The sequence below is a fragment of the Jannaschia marina genome (assembly GCF_013404595.1).
Taxonomy (GTDB): Bacteria; Pseudomonadota; Alphaproteobacteria; order Rhodobacterales; family Rhodobacteraceae; genus Jannaschia; species Jannaschia marina.
The window spans coordinates 72,697-88,393 of sequence record NZ_JABVAX010000004.1; the positions used below are offsets into that span (position 1 = coordinate 72,697).

At 69.9% G+C, this 15,697-nt stretch carries 17 protein-coding genes; 7 read left to right on the forward strand and 10 right to left on the reverse strand.

Annotation, left to right across the window (positions count from 1 at the left end):
• Window positions 1–98: 98 nt before the first annotated feature.
• From HSX43_RS09050 to HSX43_RS09080, 7 genes are all read right to left on the reverse strand, one after another.
• Window positions 99–401 carry a septum formation initiator family protein gene (locus HSX43_RS09050; protein ID WP_179379802.1) on the reverse strand — a complete coding sequence of 101 codons (303 nt, stop codon included), beginning with the start codon at window positions 399–401 and terminating at the stop codon, window positions 99–101.
• Window positions 402–506: 105 nt separating this feature from the next.
• Window positions 507–1,400, reverse strand: a complete 894-nt coding sequence (locus tag HSX43_RS09055) for a fructose bisphosphate aldolase (RefSeq protein WP_179379803.1) — start codon at window positions 1,398–1,400, stop codon at window positions 507–509.
• A gap of 83 nt (window positions 1,401–1,483) precedes the next feature.
• On the reverse strand, window positions 1,484–3,031 hold the full coding sequence (locus HSX43_RS09060; RefSeq protein ID WP_179379804.1) for a hypothetical protein: 1,548 nt from the start codon (window positions 3,029–3,031) through the stop codon (window positions 1,484–1,486).
• Window positions 3,032–3,384: 353 nt separating this feature from the next.
• Window positions 3,385–4,566: a phosphoglycerate kinase gene (locus HSX43_RS09065; protein ID WP_179379805.1), complete on the reverse strand. Its 1,182-nt coding sequence runs from the start codon at window positions 4,564–4,566 to the stop codon at window positions 3,385–3,387.
• A 138-nt stretch (window positions 4,567–4,704) separates the two neighbouring features.
• Window positions 4,705–5,703: a type I glyceraldehyde-3-phosphate dehydrogenase gene (gene gap, locus HSX43_RS09070; protein WP_179379806.1), complete on the reverse strand. Its 999-nt coding sequence runs from the start codon at window positions 5,701–5,703 to the stop codon at window positions 4,705–4,707.
• 170 nt (window positions 5,704–5,873) lie between these two features.
• Entirely contained in the window at window positions 5,874–6,017 is a 144-nt protein-coding gene (locus tag HSX43_RS09075) for a hypothetical protein (RefSeq protein WP_179379807.1), read from the reverse strand.
• A 90-nt stretch (window positions 6,018–6,107) separates the two neighbouring features.
• The gene (locus HSX43_RS09080; RefSeq protein ID WP_179379808.1) at window positions 6,108–6,740 is read right to left on the reverse strand and encodes a TetR/AcrR family transcriptional regulator; all 633 of its coding nucleotides are present in this window, start codon (window positions 6,738–6,740) and stop codon (window positions 6,108–6,110) included.
• Between the two features lie 78 nt (window positions 6,741–6,818).
• Between HSX43_RS09080 and HSX43_RS09085 the strand changes: the two genes are divergently transcribed.
• The 3 genes from HSX43_RS09085 to HSX43_RS09095 are packed head-to-tail and all read left to right on the forward strand — an operon-like array spanning window position 6,819 to window position 8,453.
• Entirely contained in the window at window positions 6,819–7,103 is a 285-nt protein-coding gene (locus HSX43_RS09085; protein ID WP_179379809.1) for a DUF3817 domain-containing protein, read from the forward strand.
• On the forward strand, window positions 7,103–7,498 hold the full coding sequence (locus HSX43_RS09090) for a CopD family protein (protein WP_179379810.1): 396 nt from the start codon (window positions 7,103–7,105) through the stop codon (window positions 7,496–7,498). Before HSX43_RS09085 ends, HSX43_RS09090 begins: the two co-directional genes overlap by 1 nt.
• A gap of 46 nt (window positions 7,499–7,544) precedes the next feature.
• Complete coding sequence (locus HSX43_RS09095) at window positions 7,545–8,453, forward strand: acyl-CoA desaturase (protein ID WP_179379811.1); 909 nt, start codon at window positions 7,545–7,547, stop codon at window positions 8,451–8,453.
• Window positions 8,454–8,565: 112 nt separating this feature from the next.
• Here the strand turns inward: HSX43_RS09095 and gap (HSX43_RS09100) are convergent, their stop codons facing one another.
• A complete protein-coding gene (gene gap, locus HSX43_RS09100; RefSeq protein WP_179379812.1) occupies window positions 8,566–9,564 on the reverse strand; it encodes a type I glyceraldehyde-3-phosphate dehydrogenase in 999 nt (332 codons plus the stop codon).
• Window positions 9,565–9,767: 203 nt separating this feature from the next.
• Here gap (HSX43_RS09100) and HSX43_RS09105 point away from each other — a divergent pair, with 203 nt between their 5' ends.
• Together HSX43_RS09105 and HSX43_RS09110 are read left to right on the forward strand one after the other, a co-directional pair.
• Window positions 9,768–10,721: a DUF808 domain-containing protein gene (locus tag HSX43_RS09105; RefSeq protein ID WP_179379813.1), complete on the forward strand. Its 954-nt coding sequence runs from the start codon at window positions 9,768–9,770 to the stop codon at window positions 10,719–10,721.
• A gap of 114 nt (window positions 10,722–10,835) precedes the next feature.
• Window positions 10,836–11,378, forward strand: coding sequence for a superoxide dismutase family protein (locus HSX43_RS09110; RefSeq protein WP_179379814.1), 543 nt, complete (start codon window positions 10,836–10,838; stop codon window positions 11,376–11,378).
• A 7-nt stretch (window positions 11,379–11,385) separates the two neighbouring features.
• Here the strand turns inward: HSX43_RS09110 and HSX43_RS09115 are convergent, their stop codons facing one another.
• Both HSX43_RS09115 and tkt read right to left on the reverse strand, forming a co-directional pair.
• A complete protein-coding gene (locus HSX43_RS09115) occupies window positions 11,386–12,576 on the reverse strand; it encodes an oxidoreductase (RefSeq protein ID WP_179379815.1) in 1,191 nt (396 codons plus the stop codon).
• A 1-nt stretch (window position 12,577) separates the two neighbouring features.
• Window positions 12,578–14,608, reverse strand: coding sequence for a transketolase (tkt, locus tag HSX43_RS09120; protein WP_179379816.1), 2,031 nt, complete (start codon window positions 14,606–14,608; stop codon window positions 12,578–12,580).
• A gap of 133 nt (window positions 14,609–14,741) precedes the next feature.
• On the opposite strand from tkt, the gene HSX43_RS09125 reads away from it, so the two are divergent.
• Window positions 14,742–15,134, forward strand: a complete 393-nt coding sequence (locus tag HSX43_RS09125; RefSeq protein WP_179379817.1) for a hypothetical protein — start codon at window positions 14,742–14,744, stop codon at window positions 15,132–15,134.
• Complete coding sequence (locus HSX43_RS09130; protein WP_179379818.1) at window positions 15,127–15,540, forward strand: cell division protein ZapA; 414 nt, start codon at window positions 15,127–15,129, stop codon at window positions 15,538–15,540. Before HSX43_RS09125 ends, HSX43_RS09130 begins: the two co-directional genes overlap by 8 nt.
• Window positions 15,541–15,697 lie beyond the last annotated feature (157 nt).

Below are 15,697 nucleotides of genomic sequence, written 5' to 3' on the forward strand. Positions count from 1 at the left end.
CCCCTAGCGCAAAGGTTCCTGTGGGGAAAGGGGCACGCGCGCATGGCCGGCCTGCCCCGGAGGCAAGGCGGTTTTGTGTTTTCGCGGGGGAGGAGGGATCAGTACTCGACGATGATCTCGTCTGCCCGGGCCACGCCCAGCACGTGCCGCGCGCGCTCGTCCAGCAGGTCGAGGTCGAGGTAGTCGTCCGAGAGCCGGCGCGTACGGTCGCGCATCACCTCGGCCTCCGCGTCGAGAAGCGCAAGCTCCGCCATCAGGAGCTCGCGCTCGGCGTCGAGTTCGACCCGGCGCAGCACGCCGTATTCGCCCTGCACGGCGGCAAAGACGAAATAGCCCGCGAACCCCAGGAGGATCGTGGGCAGGATCAGGGTATAGCCGGAACGGCGGCGTTTCTGGGCCATGGCTCTGCTCGGTTTCGCGCGGCCTCTTGTCGGGCCGCTCAGGGGACTATGGCACAGGCCGATTCGCCTGTGAATCCCCTTCGTCGCAAAAGGCTTCCGGTGGCGCTATCCGGCGACGGAGGCCGCGTGGATGCTGTCGATCGTGCGCCCGATCTCGGTCTCGAAGGTCGCGTCGTCCTGCCCGTCCGAGAGCCCTTCGGTCAGTGCGCGGCTGAAGCTTGCGATGACACCACGGTTCCGGGCGAGACGGGCGTTCGCCTCTTCCCGCGTGTATCCGCCCGAGAGCGCGACGACGCGCATGACCTTCGGGTGATCCACGAGCGGCGCGTAGAAATCGGCGGCCTCGGGCAGGGTGAGCTTCAGCATGATTTCCTGCCCCTCGGGGAGCGTGTCGAGATGCGCGAGGATCGCGTCGCGCAGCATCGCCTCGGCCTCGGCCTTGTCGGCGATGTCGATGGTCACCTCCGGCTCCAGGATCGGGGCCATGCCATGGGCCAGCACCTGCCGTCCGACCTCGAATTGCTGCGCCACGATGGCCTCGATGCCGTCGGCGTTCGCCGCGTCGATGACCGAGCGTTCCTTGGTGCCGAAGACGCCCGCCGCCTTCGCCCGCTCCAGCGTCGCGTCGAGCCCCGGGATGGGTTTCATCCGCTTCACGCCGTCGGCCGCGTCTTCCAGTCCCTTGTCGATCTTGAGGAAGGGCACCACGCCCCGCGCCTCCCAGAGATAGGTCGCGGCGGGGCGGCCGTGGAACTCGCGGTCCATCGTCTGCTCGAAGAGGATCGCGCCGATCACCTTGTCGCCGGTGAAGGCCGGGGCCTTCACGATCCGCGCGCGCATCCCGTGGATCAGGTCGAACATCTCGTCCTCGGAGCCCCAGCGGTCCTCGCCCACGCCATAGAGACGCAGGGCCTTCGGAGTGGAGCCGCCCGATTGGTCGAGCGCGGCGATGAAGCCCTGACCGGCGCGGATCTTGGCGGCTTTGTCTTGATCGAACATGGGGCTCTCCGGGGCTGAAATCTCTTGCCCACAGCCCTAGGGCGCGGCCCTCCTCACCGCAAGCCGATGGTTGCGCTAACGCCTCAGCCGCCCTGCCGGTCGAGCCAGGCCGCCGTCGCCGCCGCCTCCGCTTCCGCCCGCAGATCCGCCCAGGCGGCCTGGTCCGCGATCGGCACCCCCCGGTCGATCTGCCCCAACAGGGCCCGGGCCTCCGCGTCGCCTTCGGCCGCCGCGATCGTGCCGTAATAGGTCGCGTGCCAGAGCGAGCGCGCCGCGCCGACGCCCCGCAGATGCGCCTCGGCGCGCGCGCGGAGTTCCGCCGCCGGCCCGGCCGCATCCGCCGGCGTGGGCAGGGGCGTGACCGATTGCAGCCGGAGGCGCGTGGCGAACGGCAGATTCCCCTCCAGCCGGTCGAGGAGCGGCCGGAGCCGCGCCATCCCGCCCGGCCCGGCGGCGAGCGCCATGGCATAGGCCGCCTCCGCATCCGTCGTCGCCAGCGCCTCGGCCAGGGCCATCGCGACCTCCGTGTCTCCGGCCTCGACGAGCGGCCCGAGCAACACCAGGGCCTGCCCGGTGAACCGCGGCGCGCGGTCGCCACGCAGATGCGCGAGCCCAAGGCTCCGCGCTTCCTCACCGGTCAGCGCCCCCGGTGCTTCCAGCCCACGCGCCACCAGCGCGGGATCGAGCCGCGCGCGCTCGGCGGCGCTCGTGGTGCCGACGGTCGGCTCCAGAAGCTCGATCACGGGCAGGGGCCCGCTCTGCAGGCGCGCGACGAACGCGGCATCGACGGTGCGCGGGTCGGCGGGGTCGAAGCCGCTCTCGATCACGAGGCGCTTCGGGTCGGTCACGAAGGCGGCCCAGCCCTCGGCCAGCGCCGCCATGAAGGTCTTCGCCGACTTCGGGAGAGGTCCGCCGTCGCCCATGTCCGCGAAGGCCGGCTGCATCCCCTGCATCAGGAAGGCCGCCGCGGTCTCGGGGTCGGTCGCGGCTGGCGGGAGGAAAGCCTGTGCCATCTCGAAGCCACCGAGGTTGTCGAGCGCCAGCGTGACCCGCGAGACATCCGCATCGACCACCGGCTCCCCGGTCTCGTCGCTGCGCACCCAGAAATACGGCATCTCCGCCGCAAGTGAAAGCGCTGCGAGCCCCTCGATCCGCGCGTCCGTCCGCAGGTCGAGCGACGACTGCCGCGGGTCGTAGTCGTACTCCACCGTCATCGCCGGCACGCGCGCCCCGTCGCCCGGCAGCATCGCGGCGAGCGGGGCCGCGTCCATCGCCGCGAGGCAGCCGTCGCTCAGGTCGAGCCCGCGCAGGTCGACCCGCCCCGACACCTGCACGAGCGAGAGCGGATCGTCGGACGTGAGGTCGAGCGAGCGCACGGCCACGTCGCAGCTTCCGCCGCCCGCGCCGAGCGGGACGGAGACCGCGAGGTCCGCGACCGAGAGCCGCCCCTGCACGATCGACAGGCTCAGGTCGCCATAGGTGATCCGCGCCTGCGTGCGCGCCGCGCCGACGATGCTCTGCAGGATCTGCGTCAGGATGCGGTCGGGATGCAGCGCGTCCCAGAGGCTCGCCTCCTGCGCCGTCGCGGGTAGGGGCAGGGCAAGGGCGGTGCAGAGAAGCAGACGGCGCATGGGGCACTCCGGAGATAGGGGGTGAAATCGAGGTTAGCCTAGCCGGGGTGCGTTGTCCGCGTCCAATGGTGAGCGAGCGCGTCGCAGGGCCGCGGCGCGGCGATCCGCCGATCTTGCTAAGCACTTTATGGTCGCAGTGTCCGCGATACGCCAATGCGGAGGGCCAACGGCAGATCAATCGCCGTGCCGGGGGGCGGCCTCTCGCGTATTGCAGAGCAATTCGCTGTCGGCAGCGCATCGCCGATGCGCGATAGACCGGCGATGCGCGGGCCGCTGACGCGGCCGTATCGCGCAAGGTCCTCCAGCGGATCTTGAGGTGCCGCGCCCCGGCCCGACGATGCGCTCCCGGCGTCCTACGACGCCGACAGCGCCGCCACCCCCGGCAACTCCTTGCCCTCCATCCATTCGAGGAAGGCGCCGCCCGCCGTGGAGATATAGGTGAAGTCCCCGGCGACCCCGGCATGGTTCAGCGCCGCCACCGTGTCCCCGCCGCCCGCGACCGAGATCAGCTTGCCCGCCTTGGTCAGTTTCGCCGCATGGCGCGCGGCGGCGACGGTGGCCGCGTCGAAGGGCGTCATCTCGAAGGCCCCGAGCGGCCCGTTCCAGACGAGCGTCGCGCAGCCGTCGAGGACCGTCTCGATATGGGCGACCGAATCCGGCCCGGCATCGAGGATCATCTGCCCCGCGGGCACGTCCTCTGCCTTCACCACCTGCGTCGGCGGGTCGGTGCGGAACTCCCCGGCCACCACCACGTCGCGGGGCAACAGGATCGTGCAGCCCGCCGCCTCGGCCTTGGCCGCGATCTCGCGCGCGGTGTCGAGGAGGTCGTGCTCGCAGAGCGATTTCGCCACGTCGATCCCCTGCGCGGCGAGGAAGGTATTGGCCATGCCGCCGCCGATGATGAGGTGCTGCACCTTGGTCACGAGGTTGCCGAGGAGGTCGAGTTTCGTCGACACCTTCGCCCCACCGACGACGGCCGCGACCGGCGGTTTCGGCGTGCCGAGCGCGGCGTCGAGCGCGGTCAGTTCCGCTTCCATCGACCGCCCCGCGCAGGCCGGCAGCAGCTTGGCCAGCGCATGGGTCGAGGCATGGGCCCGGTGGGCGGCGGAGAAGGCGTCGTTGCAATAGACGTCCCCGACCGAGGCGAGACGCTTGGCGAAGCCCGCGTCGTCCGTCTCCTCGCCCGGGTTGAAGCGCAGGTTCTCGAAGAGAAGCACGTCACCCACCGTCAGGCCCGCGACCGCATCGCCGTAGTTTCCGTCGACGAAGCTCACCTCCGTCCCGAAGGCGCGCGAGAGGGCGGGGACCACCTGCCGGAGCGACATCTCCGGCACGACCTTGCCCTTCGGACGCCCGAAATGCGCCAGCAGGACGACCTTGGCCCCCTTGGCGCGCAAATCCGCGACGGTCGGCACGATCCGGTCGATCCGCGTGGTGTCGGTGACGCGGCCGTCCTCGACGGGCACGTTGATGTCCACGCGGGTCAGCACCACCTTGCCGGCAAGGTCCATGTCGTCGAGCGTCTTGAAGGGCATCCGATTAACCTTCTGTTAATAAACGGTTTTGGTTTCGCACGCGAAACTGCGCCGGTGCCGTCACCCTCGGGCTCGACCCGAGGGTCTCTATCCGTCGGAGATCCTCGGGTCGAGCCCGAGAATGACGGTCGAGGCCCGTCAGATCAACTTGCCCATGGCGACGGCGGTATCGGCCATCCGGTTCGAGAAGCCCCATTCGTTGTCGTACCACGACAGGATCCGCACCATGTTGCTGTCCATCACCTTGGTTTGGTCGGTGTGGAAGATCGACGAATGTGGGTCGTGGTTGAAGTCGGTCGAGACGAGCTTCTTGTCGGTATAGCCGAGGATCCCCTTGAGCGGCCCGTCGGCGGCCTTGCGGACCGCGTCGTTGATCTCCTCGGGGGTCGTGTCGCGCGACGCGGTGAACGTCAGGTCGACGACCGAGACGTTGGGCGTCGGCACCCGGATCGCCACGCCGTCAAGCTTGCCGTTGAGGTCGGGCAGCACGAGGCCCACGGCCTTCGCGGCCCCTGTCGACGTCGGGATCATCGAGAGCGCGGCGGCGCGGGCGCGGTAGAGATCCTTGTGCATCGTGTCGAGCGTCGGCTGGTCGCCGGTGTAGCTGTGGATCGTCGTCATGAACCCGCGCGCAATACCCACCGCTTCGTGCAGCACGTGGGCCACGGGGGCGAGGCAGTTCGTCGTGCAGCTCGCGTTCGACACGATCAGGTCGTCCGCCGTCAGGCTGTCGTGGTTGACGCCGTAGACGATAGTCTTGTCGGCGTCCGCGCCGGGCGCCGAGATGAGAACGCGGGAGGAGCCGTTGTCGAGATGCGCCTGGCACTTCTCCTTGGACGTGAAGATGCCGGTGCATTCCATCACGACGTCCACGTCCGACCAGGGCAGGTCGGCGGGGTTGCGGATGGCGGTCACGCGCATCTGGCCGCGGCCCACGTCGATCCAGTCGTCGCCGGTCGTCACCGGGGCGGGGAAGCGGCCGTGGACGCTGTCGTATTGCAGCAGGTGGGCGTTCGTCTCGACCGGGCCCAGGTCGTTGATGGCGATCACCTCGATATCGGTGCGGCCCGATTCGATGATGCCGCGCAGGACGTTGCGCCCGATGCGGCCGAAACCGTTGATTGCCACTTTGACCATGTCGTCACCTCCGGGGGATGCGCTTGCGGAGCGCGGGAATTTTCTGCGGTACGCCGCTGTCGATACATGTCGTTACCGCTAACGGTTCCGGCGCTAGCATGGCCGCTGCCGCAGAGGCAACCGGCGAGCGATGAAACCCGCCCCCGCTCGGGCCGGAAACCGCGGGCACGTCACCGCCAGAACGCGATGTACTCGATCAGGTCGATCAGCCGCCGCCCGAGAAACGTGAGGATCCGCGCGTCGTTGAAGAACCAGTCCGCCCCGAAGAAGGCGACGAGCAGGAAGGCGAGCACGGCGGCGGTGGCGTTGTTCATGGCGCGCAGCTTTGCCGGGGCGGAGCGAGCGTCGCAAGGGGGGAGGTCGTCCCGGTCAGCGGTGCGGCGTGCCGCAGCTCCGCCCGGGCCTCACGTCGGCGATGGGGCGGGCAGGCCCCGCGCGAGCGCCGCCGCGAACCCCCGGAACAGCGCGTCGACCTCGGAGGCCGGGCGATTTCCGATCATCGCGCCGAAGAAGTTCACCGAGAAGGAGACATGCATGACCGCCGCGAAGAGCAGGTCGATATCGACGTCGCCGGCGACGCGGCCGGCGGCCTGCAGGCGCTGGACGCGCTCCCGGAAGTTGCGGTCCGCCTTGCCGTCCATGTGTGCCGCGCCCTGTTGGCGGAACGCGGCGTCGATGGCGGCGCGGCTGACGATCAGGCGGACGATCTCCTCGTCCTTCAGGTCATCGCGCAGCTTCGCGTGGAGATAGTGATAGATCTCCTTTTCGAGTGTCTCCTGCGGGGGGTAGGAGAGCCCGCCGTCCCGGCGGGACGACACGAACTGATCGGTCACCGCCGTCAGCAGCCCGTCCTTGCCGCCGAAGTACCGGCTGATGAGAGACAGATTCGCTTCGGCCAGGTCCGCGATCTCGCGCAGGCCGGCCGCGTCGTAGCCGCGCCGGGCGAAGACGGTGCGGGCGGCCTCGAGGATCCGGGCCTCGGTTGCGGCGCGGTTGCGGACGGGTGCCTCGCGCTTGTCGGTCTCTGTCGTCGGCATGTGAACGAGTGTTTACATGATCCGCGCCGTCCCGTAAAGAAAACGAGTGTTTACATTCACCGACTCGAAAGACGTGCCATGATCGGACTGATGCGCGCCGCCCGTCTGGAGGCCCTGACCCTGCTCGCGCTCTTCTGTGTCGCGATGCCGCTCAAGTACGCGGCGGGCATCCCGCAGGCGGTATCGCTCATGGGGCCGCTCCACGGGCTCGCCTTCATGGTCTTCCTGTGGTTCGTGGTCCGCTCCTGGGCCGAGGGTCTGATCGACGGGATCGGAACCCTGCGTCTGTGTGCCGGTGCCTTCCTCCCCTTCGGCGGCTTCGTCAACGAACGCTGGCTGCGCCGTCAACTGCAGGACACGTGATGCTCTACGATCTGACGCGGGCCGCCCATCTGATTTCCCTGTTCGTCTGGATCGGGGGCATGGTCGCGGTGGCCCTCGCACTCCGCTTTCCGGCGCGGGTCGATCTGACGCCGCTCAGGGCCTACGACCGGGCCGTGACGACGCCGGCAATGATCCTGGCCCTCTCGTTCGGGATCCTTCTGGGGGTGCAGGGCGGTTGGTTCAGCTCCGGATGGCTCGGCCTGAAGATCCTGCTGGCGCTCGGTCTGTCGGGCCTGCATGGCGCGCTCGTCGGCAAGCTGCGTCGTGCCAGTTGGGAAAGTCGGGCCGCGGCCGGGCCGGGCGACCGCTGGTTCCTGCCGGTCGGGCTCCTGCTTGTGACGCTGATCGTGCTCTTGGTGACGATCAAGCCCTGAGATCACCGGCTCTGGCGCGCCGCCCCGAAACCGGTAGTCTGCGTCCATGTCCCACTGGATCGCCACCGACCGCGTGCGCCCGGAGCCGGAGACCTGCGCGCTCTCGGGGCGGATCGTCTGGGACGGGCCGCAGTCGCTCTGGACGCTCGCCCACGGCGTCGGCGGAATACTGGCTCTGGCGGTGTTTCCGTCGCTCCCGGGGTTCGCCGTCTTCCTCGCGCTCACGGCGGTCACTATCTGCGCGGGCCATTCCGTCGGAATGCACCGCCTTCTGATCCACAGGGCTTTCCGGGTGCCGAAGGGGCTCGAATACCTGCTCGTCTGGCTCGGCGTGCTCGTCGGGATGGCCGGGCCGATCGGCATGATCCGCGCCCATGACATGCGCGACTGGCACCAGCGGCAGACCCGTTGCCCACCGCATCCCTCGCACGCCGCGCGACCTCTGCGGGACATGTGGTGGCAGATGCATTGCCGGTTCCGGCTCGACCGCCCGCCCGCCTTCGTCGTGGAGCCCGAGGTGGCGGAGGATCGGGTCTATCGCTGGATGGAGCGGACCTGGCGGTGGCAGCAACTGCCGCTTGCCGTCGCGCTCTACCTGGCGGGCGGATGGGGCTGGGTGCTCTGGGGTGTCTGCCTGCGGGTCTTCGTGTCGCTCACCGGACATTGGGCGGTGGGGCATTTCGCCCACCGGGGCCGCGTGACGGGCTGGCGGATCGAAGGGTTGCCGGTGCAGGGGAGCAACCTGCCGGGCCTCGGCCTCCTCACGTTCGGAGAGAACTGGCACGGCAACCACCACGCCTTTCCCCATTCCGCAAGGCTCGGCGTGGAGCCGGGGCAGATGGATCCGGGCTGGTGGTTCATCCTGGCACTGGAGCGGGCGGGGCTGGCCCGGGAGGTAAGGGGGCCGCGGGACGCGCCGCCGCGGGAGGGGCTGGTGCGGGTCGGAGAGGCCTGAGAGCCTCTGGCTTTCGTGCGCTGTGCGCTCGTTTCTGCACCGTGAGGCTGTGACGTCTCCTTTTGAGGCATCACCTTGCCGCCGAAAGCGTTCTGTCTTCGCAGAACGCTTCCTAGATCAATCGCCCCATATGCCCGGCGACGTCGGCCATGCGGCAGGAGAAGCCCCATTCGTTGTCGTACCAGGCCAGCACGCGGACGGTGCGGCCGACGACCTTGGTCTGGTCGGGGGCGAAGATGGAGCTGTGGGTGGTGTGGTTGAAGTCGATGGAGACCTTGGGTTCCGGGTCGTAGGCCAGAACGGCTCCCATGTGCCCGGCGGCGGCTTCGGCCATGACCTCGTTCACGTCGGCCACCGTCACGTCGCGCGCGGCCTGGAACGTGAGATCCACGGCCGAGACGTTGGGCGTGGGGACGCGGAGCGCCGTGCCGTCGAGCTTGCCGGCGAGGTCGGGCACGACCTCGCCGATGGCCTTGGCCGCGCCGGTCGAGGTGGGGATCATCGCCATGGCGGCGGCTCGGGCGCGGTAGAGATCGGAGTGGCGGCGATCGAGCGTAGGCTGGTCGCCGGTGTAGCTGTGGATGGTGGTCATCACGCCGCTCTCGATGCCGATGGCGTCGTTCAGCACCTTGGCCATGGGGGCGAGGCAGTTGGTGGTGCAGCTCGCGTTCGAGGCGACGTGGTGGTCGGGCGTGAGCGCGCGGTGGTTCACGCCGTAGACGACGGTGAGGTCGGCGTTCCTGGCCGGCGCGGAGACGAGGACGCGCTTCGCCCCGCGCGACAGGTGGACGGCGGCGGCCTCGCGGTCGTTGAACTTGCCCGTGCATTCGAGGACGACGTCGACGCCTTCCCAGTCGAGCTCCGTCGGATCGTAGGTGGATTGCACCGTGATCGGCCCGTGGCCGAGGTCGAGCGTGTCGCCCGCCACGCGGACCTCGCCGCCGTAGCGGCCGTGGACGCTGTCGTAGCGCAGCAGGTGCGCGTTGGTCTCGATCGGGCCGGTCGCGTTCATCTTGACGACGCTCACGTCGTTGCGCGCCGCACTTGCGATATGGGCCAGCGTGCAGCGACCGATGCGCCCGAACCCGTTGATGCCGATGGTGACCGTCATGTCCGAAACTCCTGCTCTGCCCGCCTTGGCGGTAGGCCAGCGGTCACCCGGGGGCAACCGGGAAAGGCAAGAGGGGCCAGAGTGTTAGCGTTAAACGTGACTGCTTGCGCTAACGGTTAGCGCAAGCGGGCGGAAAGGCGCGCGTTGACCCGGGCGATGGCGGCCTAGATCGTGAGCCGGACTTAACGAGGGATTCGGATGCCATGAGCGGACTACTTGCGCTTCTCGACGACGTGGCGGCGATCGCCAAGGTTGCTTCCGCCTCGATCGACGACGTGGCCGCGCAGGCGACGAAGGCGGGGGCGAAGGCGGCCGGCGCGGTGATCGACGACGCGGCGGTGACGCCGAAGTATGTCCACGGCTTCCAGGCGGCGCGGGAGTTGCCGATCGTCTGGAAGATCGCGCGCGCCTCGATCTTCAACAAGCTCGTCATCCTCCTGCCGATCGCGATGCTGCTGTCGCAGTTCGCGCCCTGGCTGATCCCCTATTTCCTGCTCCTCGGCGGTCTCTACCTCTGCTACGAGGGGGCCGAGAAGGTCTATCATTGGCTCGTCCCCCACGACGACCTGAGCGAGATCGACCCCGAGACGACCCAGCTCGACGAGACCCACCTCGAGGAAAAGCGGGTGAAGGGCGCGATCAAGACCGATTTCATCCTCTCGGCCGAGATCATGACGATCATCCTCGCCAACATCGACCCGGGTAGCAGCTGGGTCTTCGAGGCGGCCGTGCTGGGCCTTGCCGGGCTCGTCATCACCATCGCGGTCTACGGCGCGGTGGCGCTCATCGTGAAGGCCGACGACGTGGGCCTCGCCATGGTCGAGCGCGGGCGCTTCGCCTTCACGCGCGCGGTCGGCGCGGCGGTGGTGAAGGGAATGCCGGGGTTCATGCTCCTGCTGACGATCATCGGCACGGCGGCGATGATCTGGGTCGGCGGCAACATCGTCGTCCATGCCGTGGGCGAGATCGTCTGGCACTGGCCCTACGACACGATCAAGGCGGCGGGGAAGGCGGTGTCGGAGGCCATCGGCACGGCCAAGGGCTTCGTCAACTGGTTCACGGTGGCCTTCCTCGACGGGATCCTGGGGCTGGCCGTCGGCTTCGTGCTGATACCGCTGGTGGGGATGGTGTCGAAGAAGGAGGACACCGCCCACTGAGCCCGGGTGCGGGGCAGGGTGTCGCAGGGCAGGCCAAGGGCCGAATAGACGGGCCCGCCGCGTGTTGTCGGTGCGGACGCGAAAGACGCGTTCGTCGAGCAACAGGATACGACAATGTCTAGACTTCTTCTTCTGGGTACCGTCACCGGTGCCGTCATCGCCGGTGTCTACGCGGCCCCCGTGCGGGCGGAGGGTGACGCGCCCGCGACGGCCCGGGCCGACATCATCGACCTTGCCGGCGACACGATCGGTGAGGCGCGGCTGACGCAGGGCGCGACCGGCGTGCTGCTTTACTTGCGGGTCGAGGGGCTGACGCCCGGCGCGCATGGCCTGCATCTGCACAGCCGGGGCATCTGCGAGACGCAGGAGAGCTTTTCGACCGCCATGGGCCACGTCGACATGGTCGAGGGCGGGCACGGGCTTCTGAACCCCGCGGGGCCGGAGGCGGGCGACATCCCCAACATCTTCGTCGCGGCCGACGGCATCGGGGAGATGGAGGCCTATCTGACCATGGTCTCGCTGGAGGAGGGCGCGCAGAACCTGCTCGACGCCGACGGCTCCACGATCATGATCCACGAGAATGCCGACGACCACGTGAGCCAGCCCATCGGCGGGTCCGGCGCGCGGGTGGCCTGCGGCGTGATCGAGGCGGGCTGAGCCGGGGTCAGCCCCCGAACCGGATGCGCCAGAGCGCTTCCCGCGCCCGGTCGCGCGCCGCGTAGGCGGTGACGGCTGCCGGCAGGTCGTCCGGGGAGACCCCCGGGCGGCCCTCGGCCAGCGCGGTCATCTCCATGGTGTACCAGGCGGTGATGCCGCCCTCGGGCGGGGCGGTGAAGCGGGGGAAGGCCGCGTCGCGGCCGTCCCTGCGCCAGGTCTCGGGCAGGTCGGGGGCGAGGATGAGCGCGCGGGCGAGGCCCACGACGTCGACGGCCCCCGTCTCGAGCGCGGCGATGGCGTCGGCGCGGGTCTTGACCCCGCCGTTCAGCATCAGCGGCACAGTGGTCCGCGCGCGGGCGCGGCGGGCGAAATCGAGGAAGTAGGGCCCGGAGGAGACGCGGTCGGAGGCGGACGCCGCTCCGGGGAAATAGGTGCCGCCGGAGATGTCGATGAGGTCGAGGCCCGCGCCGTCGAGCGCGGCGATGACATCGAGCGCCTCGGCCTCTGCGAAGCCGCCGTCGAGCTGATCGGTGGCGTTGAGCTTGAGGGCCACGGGGAAGGCGGGGCCGACGGCGGCGCGCACGGCGGCGATCACGGCGCGGAGGAGGCGCATCCGGTTGTCGAGCGACCCGCCCCAGGCGTCGGTGCGGCGGTTGAAGAGGGGGGAGAGGAACTGGCTCAGGAGGAAGCCGTGCGCCGCGTGGATCTGGACGCCGGTGAAGCCCGCGTCGCGGGCGCGGATGGCGGTGGCGGCGAGGGTGGCGGGCAGGGCCTCGATCTCCGCGACGGTCATTTCGGCGCAGGTGAGGCCCGGCAGGTCGAGGGCCGAGGGCCCGCGCGGGCGGGAGATCGGCGGATGCGCCATGGCGCCGGCGTGGCCGAGTTGCGCCCAGAGGTGGGTGTCCTGCGCCGTGCCCGCCGCCGTCAGTGCGCGGAGGGCGGCGGTGTTGGACCGCGCGGAGAGGACGAGGTTGCCCGGCTTCTCGGCCGTACTCGGATCGCCCTGCACCTCGCCCACGATGGCGGCCGCCACGCCGCCCGTCGCCCAGCGGGCGTAGAGCGCGGTTTGGCCGGGCCCCGGATCGCCGCGCCCGTCGCCCAGCGAATCCGACATCGCGGATTTGACGAGCCGGTTTTTCAGGACCGCCCCGCAGGGCAGGGTCAGGGGGCGGAAGAGGATGTCGCCCGCCCCCGTCACGTCAGAGAAGCTCGCGCGTTGCCTTGGCGACGGCCTCGGGGGTGATCCCGAAATGCTCGAAGAGGGTGCCTGCGGGGGCGGAGGCCCCGAAGTCGTCCATGCCGACGAAGGCCCCCTTGTCGCGCTTGCCGCGCTCGCCCGTGAGCCAGCGGTCCCAGCCCATGCGCGCGCCGGCCTCGACGGCCACGCGGACGGGGCCGGCGGGCAGGACCTTCTTGCGGTACTTCTCGTCCTGCGCTTCGAAGAGCTCCCAGCAGGGCATGGAGACGACGCGGGTGCCGATGCCCTCGGCCTGCAGGATGTCGCGGGCCTTCATGGCGATCTCGACCTCGGAGCCGGTGGCCATGAGGATCGCCATGCGCTTGCCCTCGGCCTCGGCCAGCACGTAGGCCCCCTGCGCGACGAGGTTCTTGTTGGTGAACTCGGTGCGCAGCGTCGGCAGCCCCTGCCGCGTGAGCGACAGGACCGAGGGCGTGCGCTCGGCGGTGAGCGCCAGCTCCCACGCCTCGGCCGTCTCGACGGTGTCGCAGGGGCGGAAGACGTTGGTGTTGGGCGTCGCGCGGCAGATGGCGAGATGTTCGACCGGCTGGTGCGTCGGGCCGTCCTCGCCGAGGCCGATGCTGTCGTGGGTCATCACGTAGGTGACGGGGATGCCCATCAGGGCCGAGAGCCGCATGGCGGGGCGCGCGTAGTCGGTGAAGCAGAAGAAGGTGCCGCCGTAGGGCCGCGCGCCGCCGTGCAGCGCCATGCCATTCATCGCCGCGGCCATGCCGTGCTCGCGGATGCCGTAGTAGACGTAGCGGCCCTTGCGGTCCTCGGGCGAGAAGATGCCGAGATCGGGGGTCAGCGTGTTGTTGGAGCCGGTGAGGTCGGCGGAGCCGCCGATCGTCTCGGCCATGATCGGGTTCACGACCTCGAGCACGGTCTCCGACGACTTGCGCGTGGCCATCTTGGGCTTCGCTTCGGCGATCTGGCGTTTGAGCGCCTTGATCGTGGCCGAGAGCTTGCGCGGGGCCTCGCCGGCGAGCGCGCGGTCGAACTCCTTGCGCTTGCCCTGGCCCATCTCGGCGAAGCGCACTTCCCAGGCGGCGCGCTCCTCGGCTCCGCGGGCGCCGATGGCCTCCCACTCGGACTTGAGGTCGGCGGGGATCTCGAAGGCCGGCTGCTCCCAGCCGTAGGCGCGTTTGGTGTCGGCGATCAGCGTCGCGTCGGTCAGCGCGCCGTGGCCCTTGGAGGTGTCCTGCGCCGAGGAGCCGATGGCGATATGCGTCTTGCAGGCGACCATCGTGGGCTTCTTGCCCTTCTTGGCGTCGGTGAGGGCCGCGTCGATGGCCGCCGGGTCGTGGCCGTCGACCTCGATCACGTCCCAGCCCGAGGCCTTGAAGCGCTGCTTCTGGTCGGTCGAGTCGGCCAGCGAGACCTTGCCGTCGATGGTGATGCCGTTGTCGTCCCAGAGGACGATCAGGTGGCTGAGCTGCAGGTGCCCGGCGAGCGCGATGGCCTCCTGGCTCACGCCCTCCATCAGGCAGCCGTCGCCGGCGACGACCCAGGTGTAGTGGTCGACGATCTTGCGGCCGAAGCGGGCGCGCTGGATCTCCTCGGCGATGGCCATGCCGACCGAGGTGGCGATGCCCTGGCCGAGCGGGCCGGTCGTCGTCTCGATACCGGGGGCGTGGCCGTATTCCGGGTGGCCGGCGGTGATGGAGCCGAGCTGCCGGAAGGCGCGGATCTGCTCGATCGTCATCTCGGGGTAGCCGGTGAGATGGAGCAGCGAGTAGAGCAGCATCGAGCCGTGTCCGGCCGAAAGGACGAAGCGGTCGCGGTCGGGCCAGTCGGGGCGCGAGGCGTCGAACTTCAGGTGCTTCTCGAAGAGGACGGTGGCGACGTCCGCCATGCCCATGGGCATCCCCGAGTGGCCCGAATTGGCGGCGGCGACCGCGTCGAGCGTCAGCGTGCGGATGGCCGCGGCACGCCGCCAGTGGTCGGGGTTCGCGCTGCGCAGGGCGTCGAGGTCGGGGGCGTGCTCGCTCATGTCGGTCTCTCCGTGACTGTCGGCCTTCTCCTAGCAGGCCCACGCCGGGGTGCAAGGATGGGGCGCGGGCCCTTTGACACCGGGCGCCATTTGCGGTGACTTGGGGCAAAGACCCAAGGGAAGGGACATGCAAATGGCGGAACAGGCGGAGCTCGACAGCCGCATCGCCCGGCTGGAGGCGGCGCTCGCGGCGACGGCCGAGGCCCTCGAGGAGAGCCTGGCGGCGCAGACGGCGGCCCCGGAGACGGGTGCCGAGCTGGAAGCGGCGCAGGCCGAGCTTTCCACCGCGCGGCAGACGATCGAGACGCTCGAAAGCCACGTGAAGGACCGCGAGACGGCGCTCGACCGGGCGCTCAAGCGGGCCGAAGCGGCTGAAGCGGCCCCGGCGGAGGCCGCGGTCGGCGGTGACACCGCCGCGCTCGAGGCGCAGATCGCGGAGCTGAAGGCGGCGCGGGCGCAGGACCTCGCCGAGATGAAGGCGCTTTTGGCCGAGTTGGAACCGATGCTGGAGACCGCGGATGCCTGACATGACCATCGAGATCGGCGGCAAGTCATTCACCGTCGCCTGCCAGGACGGCGAGGAAGGCTACCTGACCGCCGCCGCCGAGCTTCTGAACCGGGAGGCGCAGACGCTTCTGCAGTCGGGCGCGCGGCTCACGCAGGACCGGATGCTGCTGATGGCGGGGCTGATGCTTGCCGACAAGTCGATCTCGGCCGACGAGGAGCTGCGGGCCCTCGACCGCCGGCTCGCCCAGCAGACGAAGCAGATCGACGAGTTGCGCGCCCGCCCCGCGCCAGACCCCGAGACGCGGGAGGTGGTGAAGGAGGTCGAGGTCGTGAAGGAGGTCGTGCCGGACGCCGCGGTCGAGCGCCTCGACGCGCTGGCCGCCCGGGCCGAGGCGCTCGCCGCGAAGGTGCGCGAGGCGGGGTAGGGGCGTCGTGATCGTCGGGACCGCACGTCATCGTCGGGCTTGACCCGGCGATCTCTCACCGTCGGCGGGAAGGTTTTCCGGGAGATGCTCGGGTCGAGCCCGGGCATGAGGGCTGCTGATAGACGGGTGGCGAGAGATGCCCGGGTCGAGCCCGGGC